Here is a 20,468-nt window from a genome sequence, read left to right as displayed (position 1 = left end):
ACTTGTCTGTAAGGGGTAACTACGCTATATATGTATCAAAGGAGAGACTGATGCTTTCGATGATTGACCCGATCCAAGTCTGACTGAAGCTGGCTAAGCCTTTGGCGTAGCAAGTGAATATCGCTTTTTTCAGGCCCCATGATGTGCACTTGGGATTCGTTCCTAGTCAGGTGCAGCTTGGGGAATTCAGTTTCCATTTTCTTTAAAACGCTCGTGCCCAAAGCCTCGCATACAGCGCAGGTTTGATAAATTGTGCGGACTGTTCCAACCTTCCCAGGCACCGAGATCGTCTTGAAACTGTCCTTGGACAGCCCTTCTATCTGTTGAACGACCTTTTCCAGCTCACCGTAAAAACGCACCAAATCGCCCACCAGGCTGGCATTGGCCGTGACCCCGCCAGCGACAAAATGCAATTCATCGATGCGGCTGCGATACACATCCGTGTGGCGCGCATCCGTGATATGCGGCACGAACGCCTCAGACTGTTCGAAAAGCCCGTGAAACCGGGACAGCGGAACCTTGGTATTAAGGAACCGAGTCATATCGAAGGTGTTGAAATCAACCTCGGCATAGATCGCGCGCACAAAAGCGTTCCGGTCCGCCCGCCGCTGCGAATGCCCCATGGCCAGATCAAAAATGCGCGACGCGACCCAAAGCGCGACCGTAACAACGCCGATCCGCAGGAAAAGGACAATATTTTCGAGCGTTTCAGCGTCCATGTTATCCGCCGGTTGCCTTCGCCAGCTCAGGCAGAAACCGCTGTTCATAATCGGATCCGACAAGCGGGCCAATATAGCGGAACAGCACCGTCCCATCCCCATCCACGATGAATGTCTCGGGCGGTGCAGTAACCCCCCAATCAATGGCCGTACGCCCGCGCAGGTCAAAGCCCGTCGCAAAGAACGGATCCTCATAATCGGCCAGATAGGTTCCGGCCTGATCCTGCTGGTCACGGAAATTGACGCCCGCAATGCGATAGCCTTCGGCCTCAAGCGCCAGCAGGTTGGGATGCTCGGCCCGGCAGGGCGGACACCAACTGGCCCAGAAATTAACGATTGTCACCTCGCCCGTGCGCAGATCAGCATCGGTCAGCTGCGCGGTACCCACGACAGCCTCGGCCGGAACCGCTGGCGCCTGCTGTCCGACAAATGTCGATGGCAGCTCATCAGGGTTTTCACGCAGCATACCGCCCAAAAACAGCCCTGCCATAGCGGCAAAAATCGCGGGCGGTAAGATCATCAAGGGTGAAATACTAGCCATTCTTCTCGACCTCCTCCAAAGCCGCTTTGACGCGTTTATAGCGCCGCCAGCTTTGCCCCACCAATATGGTGATCAATATAAGGCTGACCCCATATGCCCCCAAAACTTCGCGTGCGTATTCACCCAAGTCAGGCACGGCGCGCCCTCGCTTCTAATGCGCTGATCCGGCGCAGGCGGATTTCTGTCCGTGTGCGCAGCAGAACAAGCGCCACGAAAAGCAGAAAGAAACCAATCATGCAAATCAACAGCGGGTAGAAAAACACATTATCCACCGTCCGCCCCCCCGTCGCAACCGGTACAGATGTGGCCTGGTGCAACCCCTGCCCCCAGAACCGCACTGCGTAGCGCGACAAAATCGCAAAGAGCGATCCGACGATGCATAAGATTGCCGTCAGATCTGCGGCGGTGTCCTGATCCTCAATCGCTTCCCATAGGGCGATATAGCCAAGATAGAACAGGAACAGGATTAGAAAGGATGTCAGCCGTGGGTCAAATTCCCAATAGCTGCCCCACATCGGTTTGCCCCAAAGCGCCCCCGTCGCGAGCGCTATCAGCGTCATCACGATCCCAATTGGTGCTGCCGCCCGCGCCGCCAGCGCCGAGACATGGTGACGCCGCACATACCAGATCAGCGACGCAATCAGCATCATGATCCACGCGTTAATCGCCATCATCGCGGCTGGAACATGGAGGTAAATAATCTTGACGGTCGATCCTTGCCTGTAGTCATCGCCGGTAAAGAAGAACCCCCAAATCAGCCCAATGAAAAGACATGCCCCTGCCAGCCCAAATGCCCAAGGGAGCACCGGTTTGGTCCAGTCCATGAACCGCTTTGGATTGGCAAATTCCCATACTGACATGGCGTTTATCTATCCTGCCTCATACCCTGTCTCAATCCCTGATCATCGCAGGTTGATGCGTAAGACCGCCGCAGCGGCTATCGGCAGGATCACAAAACTTCCGGCGGTGATCCCCCCTAACAACAAAAGCGCAGGCGTTGCATCCAGCCCATCCGCCCCGCGCCGCACCGCCTCGGCCCCGAAAATCAGGGTTGGGATATAAAGCGGCAGTACCAACAGTGACAGCAGCAGACCGCCCCGCCGCAAACCAACCGTTAACGCGGCCCCGAAAGTGCCGATCACCGACAATGCTGGCGTTCCGATCAATAGCGAGATCAGCAGATAGCCATAAGCCTCTGGCGCGAGGCTAAGCAAAAAACCAAGCGCAGGCGCTGCAATGGTCAACGGTAATCCCGTGGTTATCCAATGCGCCGCCGCCTTCATCCAGGCCACGGCCTCTAGCGGCAGGGGCGATGTGGCCAACAGCGCAAGCGATCCATCTTCGAAATCAAGCGCGAAAATCCGGTCCAGCGACAAAAGCGCAGCCAAAAGCGATGCCACCCATAATATCCCCGGCGCCACTTTGGACAACAACGCCGTGTCTGGCCCAACCCCAAACGGCACGAGGATCACAACAATCAAAAAGAACGCAAGCCCAAGTCCAAATCCGCCCCCGGCCCGGACCGCCAGCCGCAGGTCGCGGATCAGCAAAGCGATCACAAGAATGCCTCATCAGACCCGCCTGATGCATCTGGGGCCGATTTGAACGGCTCCAGCGCAAGCGTAGGGGCCGTATCAAGCCCCAGATCAACATGGGTCGCAATCACCGCAAGCCCGCCTGACGCCAGATGGGTCTGTTGCAGCCATTTGGCAAATAGCTTGACCGAGAAACCATCAAGCGACACCGTCGGCTCATCCAGGAAAAGCACCTTGCGGCCAATCACGCCCAGACGCGCCAAGCCTAGCCGCCTTTTTTGACCCGCTGACAGCGTGCCACCTAAACGATGCTTCAAATCGGTCAGATCAAAGGCTGCGTAGAGATCATCCGGCAGCGCTGTTCCATAGACATCCGCCCAAAAGGCGAGGTTCTCGGCAACGCTCAGAGCGCTTTTGATGCCATCGGCATGGCTGGCATAGGCGCCTTCATCCTCTGGATAGTTGATCTCGCCCGCAATGGCCGGTTGCAACCCGGCCAGCGTCCGCAGCAAGGTTGTCTTCCCGATCCCATTGGGCCCGCGCAGGATCAGCGCCTGCCCGGCCTTAACCGTAAAATTCAGATTGCTTAGGACAGGCACCCCGCCACGGGCGCAGGTCACATCGCGGACTTGCAGCATCTAGACCGGGATCAGGGCAACGGCGATGCGCCGCCCTTCGGATAAAAGGATGTTATAGGTGCGGCAGGCCGCGGGTGAGGCCATAGGCTCAACCCCCATTCCCGCCTCTTCCAGCGTCGTCCGAAAAGCAGCTGGCAGATGCGCGATCTCAGCGCCCGTGCCGACAAAAAGCACATCCAGTGTTCCGGCCTGATCCAGCACTGTTTGGGTGTCGTCAAAACCGCCCCAGGCCTTGACCCCGCCTGCAGAGACCATGACCGGCCCATCATAACGTTCGCCGCCGATCCGAAAAAACCCCGGGCCGTAGCTATCGATTGGTGCGGCCTCATCATAGTTGATTTCGTTCAGGCGCATATGGCCCCCTTAGGTATCGATATGACCATAGCGTGTGCCCGCAGCCGGATCCTTTTTGGACCAGTCCCGTTTCACACCCAGTACCAGCAGGATAGCAGACGCAACAAAGATCGACGAGTAGGTCCCGATGACAACGCCCCAGATCATCGCAAAGACAAAGCCCCGGATCACGTCGCCGCCCAAGACAAAGAGGGCGATCAACGCCAGCAAGGTCGTCACCGAGGTCATCAATGTCCGGCTTAGCGTTTCGTTGATCGAGATGTTCAGCACATCCTTCAGCTCTTTTTTCTTATATTTGCGCAGGTTTTCCCGCACACGGTCAAAAACGATCACAGTGTCATTGATCGAATAGCCCACAATCGTCAGCAAGGCCGCGATGATGGCCAGGTCGAACTTGATCTGAAACTCGGAAAAGATGCCGATGGTCAGGATCACATCATGGGTCAGTGCCAAGACAGCGCCAACCGCGAACTGCCATTCGAAACGTAGCCAGATATAGGCCAAGATCGCCAATACCGCCAAAGCAACAGCGATTGCTGCCGATTGGATCAGCTCGCCAGATACTTTTGGGCCAACTGATTCAACTGAAGGGAAGGTCATATTGGGGTCGATGGTGCGCAGGGCATCTTGGATGGCTTCAATCGTCTCGCTCGCGATCCGCTCATCACCTTCCTGCGCCTGGACGCGGACCTGTGCCACATATTGATCTTCATCAAAAAGTGGATCTTCGACCGACGCGATGGAAATATCGCCAAGCGCAAGTGGTTCAAGCGCCTCGCGATAGGCCCCGACATCAACAGGGATGGTTGAATCGGTCCGAATGCTGGTGCCACCCTGGAAATCGATCCCCATATTCAAGCCTTGCAGCATGAATGACCCGAAAGCCACCACCATCATCACAAGCGAGATACCAAGCCATAGCTTCGCACGGGCGAAGAAATCGACATTGGTGCCCTGTTTGACAAGTCTTAACCGCATATCAAACCTCAATCGTCTTAGGACGGGTGCGCGAGAACCAGACCACGATCAATGACCGGGTGACGAAAATCGCAGTGAAAACAGACGTGATGATGCCGAACATCAATGTCCAGGCAAAGCCCTGAACCGGGCCAGAACCCATGACCAGCAAGATCACCGCCGTGATGAAGGTGGTAATATTGGCATCCACAATCGATGAGAGCGCCTTCTCATAGCCCAGTTCAATGGCACGCGCGGGGCCTTTGGCTGTCTTCAGCTCTTCGCGGATCCGCTCAAACACAATCACATTGGCGTCCACCGCCATACCGATGGTCAAAACAATCCCCGCGATCCCGGGCAGCGTGAGCGTTGCCCCAACGATGCTCAGCAATCCAAAGATCAGCCCCACATTGATGACCAAGGCGATATTGGCAAAGATACCAAACAGACCGTAGCTAAGTATCATGTAGATGAGGATCGCGATACCGGCGACGATACAGGCAATTTTCCCGGCATCGATACTGTCCTGGCCCAGTTCTGGCCCGATTGTGCGTTCTTCAAGGAATGTCAGCTCGGCGGGCAAGGCACCGGCGCGCAGAAGAATGGCCAGGTTTGTTGCCTCTTCGACGGTGAAATTGCCGGTAATAATGCCAGAACCGCCCGGGATATGGCTTTGGATGGTTGGGGCCGAAATCACTTCATCATCAAGGACAATGGCAAACTGACGCCCGATATTTTCAAGCGTGTAATCGCCGAATTCACGTGCAGCAGAGGTATTGAACCGGAACGCCACCGCAGGCCGTCCGTTTTGATCAAAATCCAGCTGCGCGTTTTCCAGATCCTCACCCGTGACAACCGGACGACTTTCCAAAATGTAAAATGTGCCGGGCTCATCCACCGATGGTAGCAGAACTTTGCCTGTGCCCGGGGATTGACCAGCATCCGCGGTGCGCCCGTCAACCTGATTGAAGGTCAGCTGCGCTGTCGTGCCAAGCAGATCGATAATCTCTTGGGCCGAGCCGACGCCCGGCACCTGCACCAGCACACGGTCCGATCCTTGGCGTTGGATGGTCGGCTCACGCGTGCCGACCTCATCGATCCGGCGGCGAATGATTTCAAGCGTTTGCGAAATCGTCCGTTCATCCATCGCAACGATCTCGGCTTCGCTTAGCGTAATGGTCAAAAGGGTCCCGTTGATGGTCACATCGATATTACTGGCCGCGGCCCCGGTAAATGATGTCACCGGGGTTCCAAGACCGCGCACCAGCTCAAAAGCACGCGACGCACCTCTGGCTTCGGAAATACGCACGCGCAGTTCCGTCGGGGGGCCATCCTCTTCTGTGACAAAGCCAACTATGTCGCGTTCGGCCGCCAAGACATCGCGTACCGAAGGCCAAAGACCTTCCAAGAAAGAGGCATGTACATCCTCAACCTGTACCTCAACCAGCAAATGCGCACCGCCGCGCAGATCAAGCCCCAGATTAACCAGGCCCGATGGCAGAAACCCAGGCCAAAGGGCGGCGTCTGCCTCAAGCTCTGCATTCGTTTGCCCGGTTTCAATTATCGCCACCGCATCATTATGGGCTTCGACCCGCCCGTAAAAGGCATTGGGCATGGCAAAGGTCAAACCGACAACGACCGTTAACCAGATCGCCAGCAGTTTGGGAAAAGAGATATTGAGCATAAAGCGCGCCTTTTCGGCAGATTAGGAATTGGCCGGTTCGGTCTTGTTCATGACGGTGGCGATGGTCGATTTGACCACACGGACATTGGTGCCTTTGGCAACCTCAAGCTCGACCTCGTTCACCTCGTCCTTGACCTTGACAACCTTTCCGATCAGCCCGCCTTGCGTAATCACCTGATCACCCCGGCGCAGCGCATCCAACATCGCCGCATGCTCTTTCATCTTTTTCTGCTGTGGACGGATCAAGAAGAAATACATGATCCCAAATATCAGCAGGAGCATTATCAGGTCAGCAGGTCTCATTTCCCATCCCTTTTGTTATTAGGGGCCAAGCGCCCGGAAAGTCGCGGCACATTATGATCCGCTTGGGCGATTGGCAACCGCGATTGCGGGCTGTTTTTAACAGCCTTTGTCGCCATATGGGGCCAGCACAGCGGGAAAGCAATGCTTCATCTGATACTGGCACGTCACCAGCCAATTTTCACGGTTCACTTGATCGGGACAATCGGGCATATGTCCCGCACTTGAAACAGCAATCCGAAGGACCGGACCCATGCATGATATCCGCACCATCCGTGACAACCCTGCTGCATTTGACGCAGCACTGTCTCGCCGTGGGGTTGCACCTGTCTCATCGGATATTCTGGCGCTGGATGAAGCGCGGCGCGCCAAAATCCTGGCGGCTGAAACCGCCCAGGCCGACGCCAACAAAGCCGCAAAAGAAGTGGGCGCTGCCAAAGCGCGCGGCGATGATGCTGAATTTGAACGGCTACGCGGCCTTGTCGCCGAAAAAAAGGCAGAAATCGCGGCTCTTAATGAAGAAGCGAAGACACAAGATGCCGCTTTGACGGATCTGTTGATGGGCATTCCAAACCTGCCCGATGACGCGACACCCGATGGCGACGATGAGGATGACAATGTCGAAATCCATCGCCATGGCAGCCCGCGCAATTTCAGCTTTGACCCGGTTGAACATTACGACATCCCCGCCATCCGACCCGGAATGGATTTTGAAACGGCGGCTAAATTGTCGGGCAGCCGCTTTGTTCTGCTATCGGGGGCAGTTGCGCGCCTGCACCGCGCTCTCGCCCAGTTCATGCTGGACGTTCATGTCGAAGAACACGGCCTGACCGAAACGATCACCCCTGTGCTAGTACGCGAAGCGATGATGTACGGCACCGGCCAGTTGCCAAAATTCGGCGAGGACAGCTATCAGACGACCAATGGCTGGTGGCTCATCCCGACGGCAGAGGTCACACTGACCAATATCGTAAATGGTCTGACCATCGACGAAGACTATCTGCCGCGCCGCTATGTGGCCCATACCCAGTGTTTTCGCTCTGAGGCCGGCAGCGCGGGCCGCGATACATCGGGCATGTTGCGCCAGCACCAGTTCGAAAAGGTCGAGATGGTCAGCGTCACCCGCCCCGAAGACAGCGCCGCAGAACATGACCGGATGACCGGCTGTGCCCAAGCCATCTTAGAAAAACTGGGCCTGCCCTACCGGACGGTCGTGCTTTGTACCGGTGATCTGGGGGCTGGCATGCGCAAGACCCACGATATCGAGGTCTGGCTGCCGGGCCAGAATACCTATCGTGAAATCAGCTCGGTCTCGGTCGCGGGTGATTATCAGGCCCGGCGCATGAATGCGCGCTACAAACCCGAAGGCGGCGGCAAGCCGCAATTTGTGCATACGCTGAATGGCTCAGGTCTGGCTGTTGGGCGGGCGCTGATCGCGGTTGTCGAAAACGGGCAGCAAGAGGACGGGTCTGTTGATCTACCCACCGCCCTGCACCCTTATCTGCGCGGCAAAACGCGGATCACGCCTGACGGACAGCTGGCCTGATATCATCTGTGAATACTGGCTGCTCTTGCTGCAAAAGGGCGGCCAGAACCAGCTCAATCGTGCCCGGCCGGTAGATATCGGCCAACGTTTGCGCGCGTTGCGCAACGGACCAATGGACTTGGCCTGCGTCCTGTGGCGGATCACGCCAGGCCAGCAAACTGGGCGCGATATTGTAGATACGGCCAGGATCGGTCAGCTCATCCGTTTCAAAGATCGGATCACCCTTTTCCTTTGGAATATGAAAATCGGACCGAAGCCGCAGTCCGGTGGCCCCTTCCAAGATCCATTCCAGCGGAAAGGCGACCAGCTTTTCACTGGGGCTGCTGCCACCCACGATGCTATGACTGCCGACAAACCATAATTGCTGCCATGGGCTATTTGCAGTCATGCGCCCTTTGTTGTTGCCATCCGGGTCATCCATATTGTCCCAAAGGGCGGGCTTGTAGAAGACACGGCGTTCATCCAGCGCAACAGCATGCCGCGCGGTGCGCACAAGCGACGACAATTCTGCATCATGGAACCGGTAACGCCAGTTCCACAGCTTGGCGATAGGGCCCAGCAATTGCTCTGGTATGCCCAAGGCGCCAACGGTATCCCAGACACCCAGATAGGCGATATTCACCAGATGCCCCTGCCCTGCGCGGCGTTCCAAATCCGTGGTAGAGGTGGCCACATCAGGCGATAATTTCTGGCGCTTTGCCCAGATATGATAGCTGTCGGGATGGTTCTTTTTCCCGGCCTTTTTATAGAGGTTCCAAGCCATCGCCAAACGGTAGACGCCCAGATCATCTTTCGGGATCAGACCACATTTGCGGATCATTCCGGCCAGCGAACGGGCCGTATACGCGCCGCGCGAAAAGCCGAAAATAAGGATCTCATCACCTTCCTCATAGACACGGCACAGCGCGGCATAAGCCTTTTTGACATTGCGAGCCAAACCCCAGCCAAACGCGCCACCCCCGATCTTGTTCAGAAAGGTTCTGATCTTATTGGAAAACTCGCCAACGCCGACCCCTTCAAGGTAGATCGCAACCTGACCGTCATCCTGAACACAAGCCTCATACATATGATGGACATTGGTGGTTTCAGAGATCGTGGGCGAATTCCACGTCCCATCGCAGAAAATAGCTATCCGTTTCATCGCAAAATATCCCTCTCTAATAATGAGAAGGTGACGTAGGGTTCGCCTTGCCGCAAGTCAGCATTTCCTGACCAAAGGTTAACGGTCAGACGGGCCCTTTTTCAGATGCTTGGACAAGCGAGAGGGTTGCGACGATTTTTTATCCTTATAAGGGTTTTTGTCCCCTTGATCGCGTAAAAACAGCCGAATGGGCGTACCTGGCATATCAAAGTCGGCCCGCAACCCATTGACCAAATAGCGTTTATAGCTATCGGGCATCATGTCAGGATGCGAAGTCATCACCACAAAGGCAGGTGGGCGCGTTTTGACTTGGGTCATATAGCGCATCCTGATCCTTTTGCCCCCCGGTGCGGGCGGCGGATGCTGTTCAAGCATGCCCGTCAACCAGCGGTTCAAATGCGCGGTTGTCACGCGCCGGTTCCAAACCTCATGGGCGCGCATGATTGCCTGCTGCAGCCGGTCGAGCCCTTTGCCGGTCTTGGCTGAGACGGTGACCAAAGGTGCGCCGCGCAGCTGCGGCAAGAGCCGTTCAAAGTCTTCGCGCAGCTTCTTCAGTTTGACCTGCTTGTCGCCTTCGATGTCCCATTTGTTCACGGCGACAACGACGGCCCGCCCCTCGCGCTCTGCCAGATCAGCAATCCGCAAGTCCTGCTGCTCAAATGGAATTTCCACATCAAGCAGCACAACAACCACTTCGGCAAATTTCACAGCCCGCAGCCCGTCCGAGACCGAAAGTTTTTCGATCTTTTCCTGCACCTTGGCCTTTTTGCGCATGCCCGCAGTGTCAAAAATCCGCATGGGCACCCCGCCCCAGTCCTGCTGGACGGAAATGGCATCACGGGTGATCCCGGCCTCTGGACCGGTCAAAAGGCGTTCTTCCCCGATGATCTGGTTGATCAGGGTGGATTTGCCCGCATTGGGCCGACCAACGACGGCAATCTGCAAAGGTTTGGACTTTGTTGGAACCCGCGCCGCATCTTCGTCGTCATCGCCAACGTCCACATCCACCTCAGGTGCGTCAGCCGCGGCCTGTTCGGCTTGGGCCTCGGCAATCGGGCGCAGCATATCCAGCAGCTCGCCCATCCCTTCGCCATGTTCAGCGGACATGCGGATCGGCTCACCAAGCCCCAAAGCATAGGCCTCCAAGATCGAGGCGTCCGCTGCCTTCCCTTCGCCCTTGTTGGCGGCAAGGATGACATGGGCATTTTTCTTGCGCAGGATATCGGCGAAAACCTCATCGGCGGGCAGCACACCGGTCCGGGCATCGATCATGAACAGACAGACATCTGCCATTTCCACGGCGCGCTCGGTCAGGCGGCGCATACGCCCTTGCAGACTGTCATCCGTGGCTTCTTCCAAACCGGCACTGTCAATCACCGTAAAGCGCAGATCAGCGATGCGCCCCTCGCCCTCGCGCAGGTCGCGCGTGACGCCGGGTTGGTCATCAACCAATGCCAGCTTCTTCCCAACCAGCCGGTTAAACAGGGTGGATTTGCCCACATTCGGGCGCCCCACAATGGCAAGGGTAAAGGTCATCGGTATGCTCCAGACGGGTTCAAGCCGCGCGGATACACCAATTCGGCATCAACGAAAAGCGTGCAATTGACCGTCTTTATTCAGAACATACAGGGTCTCGCCCGCCACAACAGGGGCCGAGGCGGCACCACCGGGCAAATCAATCGTGCCGATCAACCCGCCAGAAGTGGGATCAAACTGACGGATCAGCCCATCCGAAGATGCCACGATCAGCCGGCCACCGGCAAGGATCGGCCCGTAATGGGCAAAAACGCTGCGTTGCCGGGCTGTACGCCCCTCATCGAAATTCGGCAGGCTGATGCGCCAAACAGCTGCGCCTGTGGCCGCATCCAGGCGGACCAGCTCATTGACGTCGTTGATCAGGAACAGCGAATCTGTGGTTGGCCAGACAGGGCTTACAGCCCCTTCCCCGGCGGTCCAAATACGACTGCCATCATCAAGATCTAGCGCAACAGTCCGCCCGCCAAAATTCGCAATATAAACGCGGCCGTCAAAGATCACAGGATCGCCCGCAATATCATTGATCAAAGAGGCCGCGCGCCCAAGCCGGTCCCCTGACACAACAGCCGACCAGCGGGGCAAACCGCCACGCGGATATGTCGCGGCAATCTCGCCCGATGGAAACGGGAAGATCGCATATTCACCGCTGACAGCAGGGGATGCCCCGCCGCCAAAATTCGCCGATGATGGTGTACCGGACCGTTGCCAGCGGATGCGTCCGTTGCTTGGCTCAAGCGCCCAAGCGGTGCTATCGCGCGAGACGACATAGACCAGATCACCATTCAGCGTCGGTCCTGTGGTGACCGGCGCATCCAGGTCCTGAACCCAACGAATATTACCAGTGGCCGCATCCATTGCGGTGATCTCGCCAAAGCCTGTGGTCACATAGACCTGGCCGCCGCCGACGGACACGCCGCCACCGGATGCGTCATTTGCGTTATCGCGTGTCGGGGTCAGATCACGGGACCAAATGCGATCGCCATTCAGCGACGTTGCGGTCACCGTCGCCCGCGCATCGACTGTGTAGATGATGCCGCCCGCGATCACCGGTTCAGACGTGATCCGCGCGCGTTTACTATCGCCTTCGCCAATATCGGCAACAAATGCGGGCGATAACGTCGCGGGCAAGGCCGGATGGTCGATCTGATGATCCGCGCCGCCATTGCGATGCGTCCAATTGGCGTTTACCTGCGCGGCCGCAATCGCAACATTTCGGGTCTGGTTGACCTCTGCGGCGTTGGGGCGCAGATCAAAACGCTCGCCCGGCAAGATAACGTCTTCTTCGCCGCAAGCCGCCAGAAGGCCCAATGCGAAGGTCACGCCGATGATTGTCTTGGCTGTCACGATGCGATCCGATCTGCGGTTATTGGGTCTCGATTTCCGAGGGCGTCTCGCCCAGCGCAACAATCAGTGTTTGCACGCGCTCTCGCAAGCCTCGCGATACGCCGGCGTCTTCTTCAATGCTGCGCAAGATCGTCATTGCGCCCTCTGCATCGCCCCCCGACAAGGTCGCGTAGGCCAGTTGTTCAAGTGCCAGCAGGCGGAAAGGCTGACCCGGCTCTGACAGGGCTTCAAGGGCGGCGATACGCGCCGCTGTATCCTCGGTCGGCAGAGTCGCCGCCTTAAAGGCGGCGAGATCGCGATACATTTCCGGCATGCCCGCATCAGAGGCCAACGCCGTCAGCGTGGCATGTGCCGCCGCGATATCGCCCGCCTCTTGCTCTGATGTCGCTTGCCAAAGAACCGTTATCGCAGCCGCAGCGCCCGGGCTCTCGATTTCGGCCATGGCCGCAGCGCGGGCCGCCGGATCGTTCTCATTCAATGCGGCCAGCAGCGCATCGCCTGCAGCTTCGGCAGCATTGCGCGTTTGGACCGCGCGGTATTCTGTCCATGCGGCGCCACCGACCAACAGCAGGACGGCCAGTACACCGATCCATCCATAGCGGCGCAAATGGCCGTAGAGCTTTTCGCGGCGCACCTCTTCGGTGACCTCATCGATAAAACTGTCGGTATTACTCACCAAAGCCCCCATTTATCGCGGGTTGCGACATTCCGTTTGGCCGTACATATCGCGAAGCTTAAGGGATGAACAAGTGCCCAACGCATCCATCGGGCCTTCTATCATGCGGCAATGCAGAAAAGTGATCTTGCCGCGAGGTCATTTGCGCGATAAAGTGAACTGAATGGTTTAGTATACTATCATGATCTAATCGATACGGTGATCCGTATCAGCCTTAAAAAGCAAAACACCCACCAATCACCGCGTTGGTTACATCAAGAGGCCAGACAATGAGAATCATACCCCTGCTCACCGCAATCCTAGTGTGCGCAGCGCTTTTCTTCCTGGTCTTCGAACGGGATCAACTGGTTGCATTTGCCCAAGGGACATCAGATGCAGCCGCATCTGAAACAGCGGCCCAAGACAACACAGCCGATGAAAACCCCGAAGACACCGGGGTTGGCGTTGTCGCGATGCATTCTGTAGCGCAGACAATCGACAGCGCCGTGATCTTGCGCGGGCGCACCGAAGCGGCCCGCCAAGTTTCGGTTGCTGCAGAAACCTCTGGCCTTGTCGTGTCCGAGCCATTGCGCAAAGGGGCCTTCGTCAATGAAGGCGAAGCATTGTGCAGCCTTGATCCGGGCACCCGCGAAGCATCGCTTGCCGAAGCGCGGGCGCGGCTGGCCGAAGCGACAGGGCGCGTCCCCGAAGCCGAGGCCAGCGTGACCGAAGCAAATGCCCGTGTGCGCGAGGCCGAGATCAACCTGAACGCCGCACGGCAACTTTCTCAGGACGGCTTTGCATCCGAGACCCGACTGGCCAGTGCACAGGCCGCTATGGATGCGGCCACCGCTGGCGTACAAAGCGCCATTTCAGCCGTTACCTCGGCGCAGGCAGGCATTGAAGCCGCCGAAGCTGCCGTCGCGTCGGCCGAGCGTGAGATTGAAAGACTGCAAATCAACGCCCCTTTCGCCGGATTGCTGGAAACCGATACAGCTGAACTTGGTTCACTCATGCAGCCCGGATCGCTTTGCGCGACGATCATTCAGTTGAACCCCATCAAACTGGTTGGCTTTGTTCCTGAACTGGACGTGAACAAGATCAGCGTCGGCGCCATTGCGCAGGCTCGACTGTCAACAGGCGTCGACGTGCAGGGCCGGGTGACATTCCTGTCACGCAGCGCCGACGAGTTGACGCGCACCTTCCGCGTCGAGGTCACTGTCGCAAATGATGATCTGGCCATCAGTGATGGACAGACAGCGGAAATCATCGTGGCTTCCGAAGGACGCACGGCGCATCTGGTGGCGCAATCCTCGCTCACGCTGGATGATGATGGGGTATTGGGCGTCCGGACCGTCTCACCCGACAATGTGGCCACCTTCATGCCGGTGACGCTGCTGCGGGACACATCCGAAGGCGTCTGGGTCACCGATCTGCCTGAAACCGTTGATATTATCACCGTCGGTCAGGAATTTGTCATCGACGGGGTCCGCGTGAAACCGACATTTCAAGAGGCCGAAGGATGACTGGGATAGTTGACTGGGCCGCCTCACGGGCCCGCATGGTTCTTGCCTTTATCGCGCTGTCGCTTTTGGCAGGCGGTATGGCCTATGTTGGCCTGCCCAAAGAGGGCGAGCCGGATATCGAAATACCTGCGATCTTTGTCTCCGTCCCCTTTCCGGGGATCTCGGCCGAAGACAGTGAAACCCTTCTTGTCAAACCGATGGAGACAGAGCTGTCCGATTTGGACGGGTTGAAAACCATGTCCGCAACCGCTGCCGAAGGCTATGCGGGGGTCGCGCTGGAATTCGAATTTGGCTGGGACAAGACCAAAATACTGGCCGATATCCGATCCGCCATGAACAGCGCTGAGGCGCAGTTTCCGGCCGGTGCTGACCAATATTCGATCAACGAAATCAACTTCTCTGAATTCCCAATCGTCATCGTGAACCTGACCGGCCAAGTGCCGGAGCGCACCCTGCTTCGGGTGGCCAAAGATCTGCAAGATCGGATCGAAGGGCTGGATGCCGTGCTGGAAGCCGGGCTCGCCGGACAGCGGGATGAAATGCTCGAGGTGGTCATCGATCCGCTGCGGCTTGAAGCTTATAACGTGACCGCTGGCGAATTGATCGGGGTAGTGACGAACAACAACCTTCTGATCGCAGCGGGCGAGGTTGAGACCGACCAAGGAACATTCGCGGTCAAAATTCCCTCCTCATTTGATGAACCAGCGGATGTTTATAACCTGCCTGTGAAAACCGATGGGGACCGGGTCATCACACTGGGTGATCTGGCGACCATCCGGCTTACCTTTGAGGACCGCGTGGGCACGGCCCGCTTTAACGGGGTGAACACGGTGGCCCTGCAAGTGGTCAAACGCAAAGGGTTCAACCTGATCGACACGGCCGCTTTGGTCCGCGAAGTCGTCGAAGAAGAGCGCGCCAGCTGGCCGCCAGAACTGCAAGCGGCCATTGATGTGGGCACATCCAACGACCAATCGCGCAACGTGGCCTCAATGGTCAGCCAGCTTGAAGGTTCAGTCCTAACGGCCATCGCGCTGGTGATGATCGTGGTCTTGGCGGCGCTCGGAACGCGGCCCGCGCTTCTGGTGGGCTTTGCAATTCCCACATCCTTCCTGCTGTGTTTTGCCCTGTTGGCGGTGATGGATATCACCATCTCGAATATCGTGATGTTTGGCCTGATCCTTGCGGTCGGGATGCTGGTTGATGGGGCCATTGTCGTGGTCGAATATGCCGACAAGCGAATCCGCGAAGGCAGCGGGCCGATGCATGCCTATGTCGAGGCCGCACAGCGGATGTTTTGGCCGATCATTTCCTCAACAGCGACAACGCTTTGTGCGTTCCTGCCCATGCTGTTCTGGCCGGGTGTGCCGGGGCAGTTCATGGGCATGTTACCCGTCACCCTGATCTTTGTGCTTTCCGCATCGCTGATCGTGGCCCTGATCTATCTGCCTGTCATGGGCGGCGTAACAGGCAGGCTCAGCCGGCTGTTCGGCAACACATCAGACGCGCTACGGGCGCGGTTGCCTTGGGTCGTGCGGGCCGTGCTTGTTGTCCCGGCGATCATGATCGTCTTCACCGGCGCCATGCTGACATTAAACCCCGGCTATTTGACCGGCGAAGCCGTCCAGACCAAAGGTTTCTTCGATTCTCTGCCCGGCATGTTGCTCTTCATGGCAGGGGCCATGCTGTTATCGATTACGATCGGCGCGGCAAAGATCGAACGCGAAGCCAAGCAGATCAAAGCGGGCTACCGCCGGTCAGCCTTTGGGCATTTTATGCATTTCATCGCAGGCAATGCGATCATGCCACTGGTGACCGTTGGGGCGGTGGTTTTCCTGGTGATCTCAATCTTTGGCTATTACGGCAGCAACAATAACGGGGTGGAATTCTTCGTTGAATCAGAACCCGAACAGGCGATTGTCTATGTCAAAGCACGCGGGAACCTGTCGCTCAACGAAAAAGACGACCTGGTCCGGCAAGCCGAAGAAATCGTTTTGGCCCATCCAGGTGTGATCACTGCATTTTCCTTTGCAGGCGATGGCGGGCTGAACACCGATGCAAGCGGCGCCAGCATCCCCAGCGACACGATCGGGCAGGTGCAGCTTGAAACCATTCCATGGGAGGACCGTGCAGGCATTGCGGAACTCGACGGCGATGTCGTTCTGGCCGAGCTTCAGGCCGAGCTGAACACGATTCCCGGGATTCAGACCGAAATTCTGGCGCAAGCACGCGGCCCCGCATCGGGCAAACCGGTGCATCTGCGGCTGAAAAGTGATAATTGGGAAGAGCTGATCGCAGCAACCAATCTGGCCCGTGCACAGTTTGAGCAAACACCGGGCCTGATCTTGGTCGAGGATTCGCTGCCCCTGCCCGGTATCGATTGGCAAATCGATGTTGATGTCGAAAAGGCGGGTCGTTTCGGGGCCGATGTCGCCTCGGTCGGGGCGATGGTGCAGCTGGTCACGCGGGGCATTCTGCTGGACACGATGCGGGTCGATAGCTCGGACGAGGAAATCGAGATCCGGGTGCGGCTCCCAGAAGAGGACCGGGTCCTGTCCACGCTCGACAGCCTCCGGGTGCGCACCAATCAGGGGCTGATCCCCCTGTCGAACTTCATTACACGGACACCCGTTGAAAAACTCGCACAGATCGACCGGATCGATCAAAAGCGGTATTTCGACGTCAAAGCGGATGTGGAAAATGGTCTTGTGAACATCGTTGCGAACGGTGAAACACAAGCCATCGCACTGATCACTAGTGAAGACGCCAGTGGGTTTGATCGCTACAACATCATCAACCTCTCGGACGGTATCACCATTGATGCACTTGCCGAAATGGTGACCGATGGGGACACAACTGAAAGCCCCGTGAATGCCAACGAACGAATCGGCGTTCTGACAGAGTGGCTGGAAACATCCCCCCTCCCCGGCAGCATCGATTGGGAATGGACTGGCGATCAGGAAGAGCAAGCCGAATCCGGCGCCTTCCTGCAGACGGCCTTTGCCGGGGCGCTTGGGCTGATGTTCATCATCCTGCTGGCGCAGTTCAACAGTATCTATAATTCCATCCTTGTGCTGATGGCCGTTGTGATGTCGACCGCAGGATCGCTTGTAGGCATGCTTGTCATGGATCAGGCCTTCTCAATCATCATGACGGGGACAGGGATCGTCGCGCTGGCCGGGATCGTTGTGAATAACAACATCATCCTGATCGACACCTACCAGGAATACAGCAAATACATGCCCCGGGCCGAGGCGATCACCCGCACGGCCGAGGCACGTATCAGACCCGTCTTGCTGACAACCATCACAACCATGGCCGGCTTGGCACCGATGATGTTCGGGCTCAGCCTTGATTTCATGAATGGCGGTTACAGCATCGACAGCCCCACCGCGCTGTGGTGGAAACAACTGGCGACGGCCGTTGTGTTTGGACTTGGGATCGCGACGGTACTGACGCTGGTCTTCACCCCATCAATGCTGGCGCTACGGGTCTGGTTCGTGACCTATGTTCAATGGTTCGCCCAGCTTCTGGCCAAGCTTTCAATGGGGCGCAGCAGCCGCGCTGCGCGCGACTGGGCATTGCGGCGTCAAGCCAAGCGGCTCAAAAAATCCGAGATCATCTGGTCCGAGGACGAACCGCTTGACCCGCTGCAACTGACCCAGCCGCTCCAGGCCGCCGAATAAACAACAGCGCCTCCCCCTCATTCTTTTGGCCAAAAATATCCTGGGAGAGGCCCGCACGGGCCGGGGGCAAAGCCCCTACCAAACAATCGAACCGGCGTAGCCGACCGTTTAGGTCAAGCGACCTCATCCTCCGACTGGCGGTTCCACAGATGGGCATAACGGCCGTTTTCGGCCAACAGTGCCTGGTGCCGTCCCTCTTCCACAATCAGCCCGTCCTCCAGCACAATAATCCGGTCGGCATCGGCAATAGTCGAAAGCCGATGCGCAATGGTAATCACCGTGCGCCCTTCGCCCATGGCCTTCAGCTCAGCCTGGATTTCCATCTCTGTGTCCGTATCCAGCGCCGATGTGGCCTCATCCAGCAATAGGATCGGCGGGTTCTTCAATAACGTCCGGGCAATCCCAACCCGCTGCTTTTCACCGCCCGAAAGTTTGAGGCCACGCTCACCCACGGTGGTCTGGTAGCCCTCTGGCAGGCGCATCACAAAGTCATGGATCTTGGCGGCTTTGGCAGCGGCAATGATCTCATCCTCGCTTGCATCCGGACGCCCATAGGCGATGTTGTAATGGATCGTGTCGTTGAACAGCACCGCATCCTGCGGAACGACACCGATTTGCGCGTGCAGGCTGGATTGGGTCACATCGCGCAGATTCTGCCCATCAATCAATAGCGCGCCATCGCCCACATCGTAAAACCGAAACAAAAGCCGCCCGATGGTCGATTTACCCGATCCAGAAGAGCCAACAATCGCCACGGTCTGGCCGGGTGGCACATCCAAATCGATGCCTTTCAGAATGGGCCGTTCCGCGTCATAGCCAAAATGCACATCCTGCAGCACCACATGGCCACCGCTGACGACCAGATCAGGGGCCCCCGGCTTGTCCTGCACCTCGGGCGGTTGGCCAAGCAGGTCAAACATATCGCCCATGTCAATCAAGGCCTGGCGAATATCCCGGTAGACGCTGCCAAGCATGTTCAACGGCATCATGATCTGGATCATATAGGCATTGACCATAACAAAATCGCCCACAGTCAATGCGCCCGCCTGCACGCCGCGCGCGGCCATGACCATGACGATGACAAGCCCGCCGGTGATCAGGCATGACTGGCCAAAATTCAGGAAGGCGAGCGTATAATTCGTGCGAATGGCCGCCTTTTCATAATTGGCCATCGCGCCATCATAACGATCCGCCTCCCAGGTCTCGGCCCCGAAATATTTGACGGTTTCGAAATTCAACAGACTGTCGATCGCCTTTTGATTGGCGTCCGTGTCCTGATCGTTCATCTCTTTGCGGATGCGCACGCGCCATTCCGTCACGCGAAATGTAAACAGGACATAAAGCGCAACCGTCCCGGCGATCACGGCCAAATACCCAATATCAAAAAAGAAAAACAAGATGACCGAGATCATCAACAGCTCCAGCACCAGCGGGCCAATGCTGAACAGCACAAAACGCAAAAGGAAATCGACGCCTTTGACGCCGCGCTCGATCACCCGGCTCAAGCCGCCGGTTTTGCGGCTGATGTGATAGCGCATGGACAGATGGTGGATATGGGTGAAGGTCTCAAGCGCCAACCGGCGTAGCGCCCTTTGCCCGACCTTGGTAAAGATGACATTACGCAGCTGTTGAAAGCCGACATTCATCAGCCGGGCCAACCCATAGGCCAACGTCAGACCAATCGCGCCAAGCCCCAGCACCGTGCCTGCGTCCAGCGTCTCACCCGCCAGCGCATCAACGGCCTGCTTGTAAAAAATCGGGGTCGTAACCGCGATCAGCTTGGCCATAAGCAAGGCGGCCAGCGCAAAAACAACGCGGTATTTGACCCAGGCCTGCCCCTCTGGCCACAGATAGGGGATGACATGGCGGATCACAGCCCATCCCTGCACCTTGGCATCACTGAAATTGGCATCTGTTTTGGCGAGACGGGGCATCTGGCTCTCCTGCTGGAAGCCATCTTACCTAGGACGCATAGCGCCAGAATTCTAGGGTCAGGACCCATTAATCTTGCGCCGTCAGTTTACCAGATTTTTTCTCTGACAAGACGCATCTGCGCTGGAATAGTGGTTCTACTTCAAGCAGATGTGCCGCAGATCAGAGGGAGTTTGCGCCGGAACAGAAAATGTCCGGGGGACATTTTCAGGCGCGAACGGGCGGAGCCCTGGGCAAACCCGTCATGCCACAGGCATGCCTGCCATAGCTGGCGCCCCTGTGGGGCGACGGGCGGCGATTTCACTTCATCTCAGCGGCGAACGCCGCTTGGCCGTAGAACACTATGGCCGCGCGGCGCAAACCACTGATATTTCGTG

Annotated in this window: 18 protein-coding genes; 3 read left to right on the top strand and 15 right to left on the bottom strand. The window is 57.4% G+C overall.

Annotation, left to right across the window (positions count from 1 at the left end):
- Positions 1-35: 35 nt before the first annotated feature.
- From AABB29_RS13655 to yajC, 10 genes are read right to left on the bottom strand one after another with little or no spacing between them, the layout of a single operon-like run.
- Positions 36-719, bottom strand: coding sequence for a hypothetical protein (locus AABB29_RS13655; RefSeq protein WP_373636575.1), 684 nt, complete (start codon positions 717-719; stop codon positions 36-38).
- A 1-nt stretch (position 720) separates the two neighbouring features.
- A complete protein-coding gene (locus AABB29_RS13650; RefSeq protein ID WP_341366387.1) occupies positions 721-1,260 on the bottom strand; it encodes a DsbE family thiol:disulfide interchange protein in 540 nt (179 codons plus the stop codon).
- Entirely contained in the window at positions 1,253-1,396 is a 144-nt protein-coding gene (gene ccmD / locus AABB29_RS13645; protein ID WP_341366388.1) for a heme exporter protein CcmD, read from the bottom strand. The genes AABB29_RS13650 and ccmD overlap by 8 nt, the downstream gene beginning before the upstream one ends.
- Positions 1,389-2,120 (bottom strand): heme ABC transporter permease CcmC, encoded by a 732-nt coding sequence (ccmC, locus tag AABB29_RS13640; RefSeq protein ID WP_373636574.1) that lies wholly within the window; start codon positions 2,118-2,120, stop codon positions 1,389-1,391. Before ccmC ends, ccmD begins: the two co-directional genes overlap by 8 nt.
- A gap of 42 nt (positions 2,121-2,162) precedes the next feature.
- The gene (gene ccmB / locus AABB29_RS13635) at positions 2,163-2,819 is read right to left on the bottom strand and encodes a heme exporter protein CcmB (RefSeq protein WP_341366389.1); all 657 of its coding nucleotides are present in this window, start codon (positions 2,817-2,819) and stop codon (positions 2,163-2,165) included.
- Positions 2,816-3,433 (bottom strand): heme ABC exporter ATP-binding protein CcmA, encoded by a 618-nt coding sequence (gene ccmA, locus AABB29_RS13630; RefSeq protein WP_341366390.1) that lies wholly within the window; start codon positions 3,431-3,433, stop codon positions 2,816-2,818. The genes ccmB and ccmA overlap by 4 nt, the downstream gene beginning before the upstream one ends.
- Positions 3,434-3,787 (bottom strand): Mth938-like domain-containing protein, encoded by a 354-nt coding sequence (locus tag AABB29_RS13625; protein WP_341366391.1) that lies wholly within the window; start codon positions 3,785-3,787, stop codon positions 3,434-3,436. It abuts the gene before it with no gap.
- Between the two features lie 9 nt (positions 3,788-3,796).
- A complete protein-coding gene (secF, locus tag AABB29_RS13620; protein WP_373636573.1) occupies positions 3,797-4,765 on the bottom strand; it encodes a protein translocase subunit SecF in 969 nt (322 codons plus the stop codon).
- Between the two features lies 1 nt (position 4,766).
- Positions 4,767-6,428, bottom strand: a complete 1,662-nt coding sequence (gene secD, locus AABB29_RS13615) for a protein translocase subunit SecD (protein WP_341366392.1) — start codon at positions 6,426-6,428, stop codon at positions 4,767-4,769.
- Between the two features lie 21 nt (positions 6,429-6,449).
- Complete coding sequence (gene yajC, locus AABB29_RS13610; RefSeq protein ID WP_341366393.1) at positions 6,450-6,731, bottom strand: preprotein translocase subunit YajC; 282 nt, start codon at positions 6,729-6,731, stop codon at positions 6,450-6,452.
- A 250-nt stretch (positions 6,732-6,981) separates the two neighbouring features.
- On the opposite strand from yajC, the gene serS reads away from it, so the two are divergent.
- Positions 6,982-8,274 carry a serine--tRNA ligase gene (gene serS / locus AABB29_RS13605; RefSeq protein WP_341366394.1) on the top strand — a complete coding sequence of 431 codons (1,293 nt, stop codon included), beginning with the start codon at positions 6,982-6,984 and terminating at the stop codon, positions 8,272-8,274.
- On the opposite strand, the gene AABB29_RS13600 is transcribed toward serS, so the two are convergent.
- The 4 genes from AABB29_RS13600 to AABB29_RS13585 form a co-directional block, all read right to left on the bottom strand.
- Complete coding sequence (locus tag AABB29_RS13600) at positions 8,249-9,415, bottom strand: DUF2235 domain-containing protein (protein ID WP_341366395.1); 1,167 nt, start codon at positions 9,413-9,415, stop codon at positions 8,249-8,251. The two genes, serS and AABB29_RS13600, sit on opposite strands and share 26 nt — an antisense overlap.
- A gap of 78 nt (positions 9,416-9,493) precedes the next feature.
- Positions 9,494-10,951 carry a ribosome biogenesis GTPase Der gene (der, locus tag AABB29_RS13595; protein ID WP_341366396.1) on the bottom strand — a complete coding sequence of 486 codons (1,458 nt, stop codon included), beginning with the start codon at positions 10,949-10,951 and terminating at the stop codon, positions 9,494-9,496.
- Positions 10,952-10,999: 48 nt separating this feature from the next.
- Positions 11,000-12,295, bottom strand: a complete 1,296-nt coding sequence (locus AABB29_RS13590; protein WP_341366397.1) for a PQQ-binding-like beta-propeller repeat protein — start codon at positions 12,293-12,295, stop codon at positions 11,000-11,002.
- Positions 12,296-12,314: 19 nt separating this feature from the next.
- Entirely contained in the window at positions 12,315-12,971 is a 657-nt protein-coding gene (locus tag AABB29_RS13585; RefSeq protein ID WP_341366398.1) for a tetratricopeptide repeat protein, read from the bottom strand.
- Between the two features lie 269 nt (positions 12,972-13,240).
- Between AABB29_RS13585 and AABB29_RS13580 the strand changes: the two genes are divergently transcribed.
- Positions 13,241-14,476 (top strand): efflux RND transporter periplasmic adaptor subunit, encoded by a 1,236-nt coding sequence (locus AABB29_RS13580; RefSeq protein WP_341366399.1) that lies wholly within the window; start codon positions 13,241-13,243, stop codon positions 14,474-14,476.
- Complete coding sequence (locus AABB29_RS13575) at positions 14,473-18,159, top strand: efflux RND transporter permease subunit (protein ID WP_373636572.1); 3,687 nt, start codon at positions 14,473-14,475, stop codon at positions 18,157-18,159. Before AABB29_RS13580 ends, AABB29_RS13575 begins: the two co-directional genes overlap by 4 nt.
- A 113-nt stretch (positions 18,160-18,272) precedes the next feature.
- On the opposite strand, the gene AABB29_RS13570 is transcribed toward AABB29_RS13575, so the two are convergent.
- Positions 18,273-20,093 (bottom strand): ABC transporter ATP-binding protein/permease, encoded by a 1,821-nt coding sequence (locus tag AABB29_RS13570; protein WP_341366401.1) that lies wholly within the window; start codon positions 20,091-20,093, stop codon positions 18,273-18,275.
- Positions 20,094-20,468 lie beyond the last annotated feature (375 nt).

Source organism: Yoonia sp. BS5-3, from assembly GCF_038069655.2.
Classification (GTDB): domain Bacteria; phylum Pseudomonadota; class Alphaproteobacteria; order Rhodobacterales; family Rhodobacteraceae; genus Yoonia; species Yoonia phaeophyticola.
The sequence above is the reverse complement of the archived record's forward strand: the minus strand, read 5'-3'. Positions and strand labels throughout refer to the sequence as shown.

Excerpts from the sequence above, each read along its gene's own strand:
- AABB29_RS13655 (WP_373636575.1), bottom strand. The coding sequence starts at position 719 with ATGGACGCTGAAACGCTCGAAAATATTGTCCTTTTCCTGCGGATCGGC.
- AABB29_RS13650 (WP_341366387.1), bottom strand. The coding sequence starts at position 1,260 with ATGGCTAGTATTTCACCCTTGATGATCTTACCGCCCGCGATTTTTGCC.
- ccmC (WP_373636574.1), bottom strand. The coding sequence starts at position 2,120 with ATGTCAGTATGGGAATTTGCCAATCCAAAGCGGTTCATGGACTGGACC.
- ccmA (WP_341366390.1), bottom strand. The coding sequence starts at position 3,433 with ATGCTGCAAGTCCGCGATGTGACCTGCGCCCGTGGCGGGGTGCCTGTC.
- AABB29_RS13625 (WP_341366391.1), bottom strand. The coding sequence starts at position 3,787 with ATGCGCCTGAACGAAATCAACTATGATGAGGCCGCACCAATCGATAGC.
- secF (WP_373636573.1), bottom strand. The coding sequence starts at position 4,765 with ATGCGGTTAAGACTTGTCAAACAGGGCACCAATGTCGATTTCTTCGCC.
- secD (WP_341366392.1), bottom strand. The coding sequence starts at position 6,428 with ATGCTCAATATCTCTTTTCCCAAACTGCTGGCGATCTGGTTAACGGTC.
- yajC (WP_341366393.1), bottom strand. The coding sequence starts at position 6,731 with ATGAGACCTGCTGACCTGATAATGCTCCTGCTGATATTTGGGATCATG.
- serS (WP_341366394.1), top strand. The coding sequence starts at position 6,982 with ATGCATGATATCCGCACCATCCGTGACAACCCTGCTGCATTTGACGCA.
- AABB29_RS13600 (WP_341366395.1), bottom strand. The coding sequence starts at position 9,415 with ATGAAACGGATAGCTATTTTCTGCGATGGGACGTGGAATTCGCCCACG.
- der (WP_341366396.1), bottom strand. The coding sequence starts at position 10,951 with ATGACCTTTACCCTTGCCATTGTGGGGCGCCCGAATGTGGGCAAATCC.
- AABB29_RS13580 (WP_341366399.1), top strand. The coding sequence starts at position 13,241 with ATGAGAATCATACCCCTGCTCACCGCAATCCTAGTGTGCGCAGCGCTT.
- AABB29_RS13575 (WP_373636572.1), top strand. The coding sequence starts at position 14,473 with ATGACTGGGATAGTTGACTGGGCCGCCTCACGGGCCCGCATGGTTCTT.
- AABB29_RS13570 (WP_341366401.1), bottom strand. The coding sequence starts at position 20,093 with ATGCCCCGTCTCGCCAAAACAGATGCCAATTTCAGTGATGCCAAGGTG.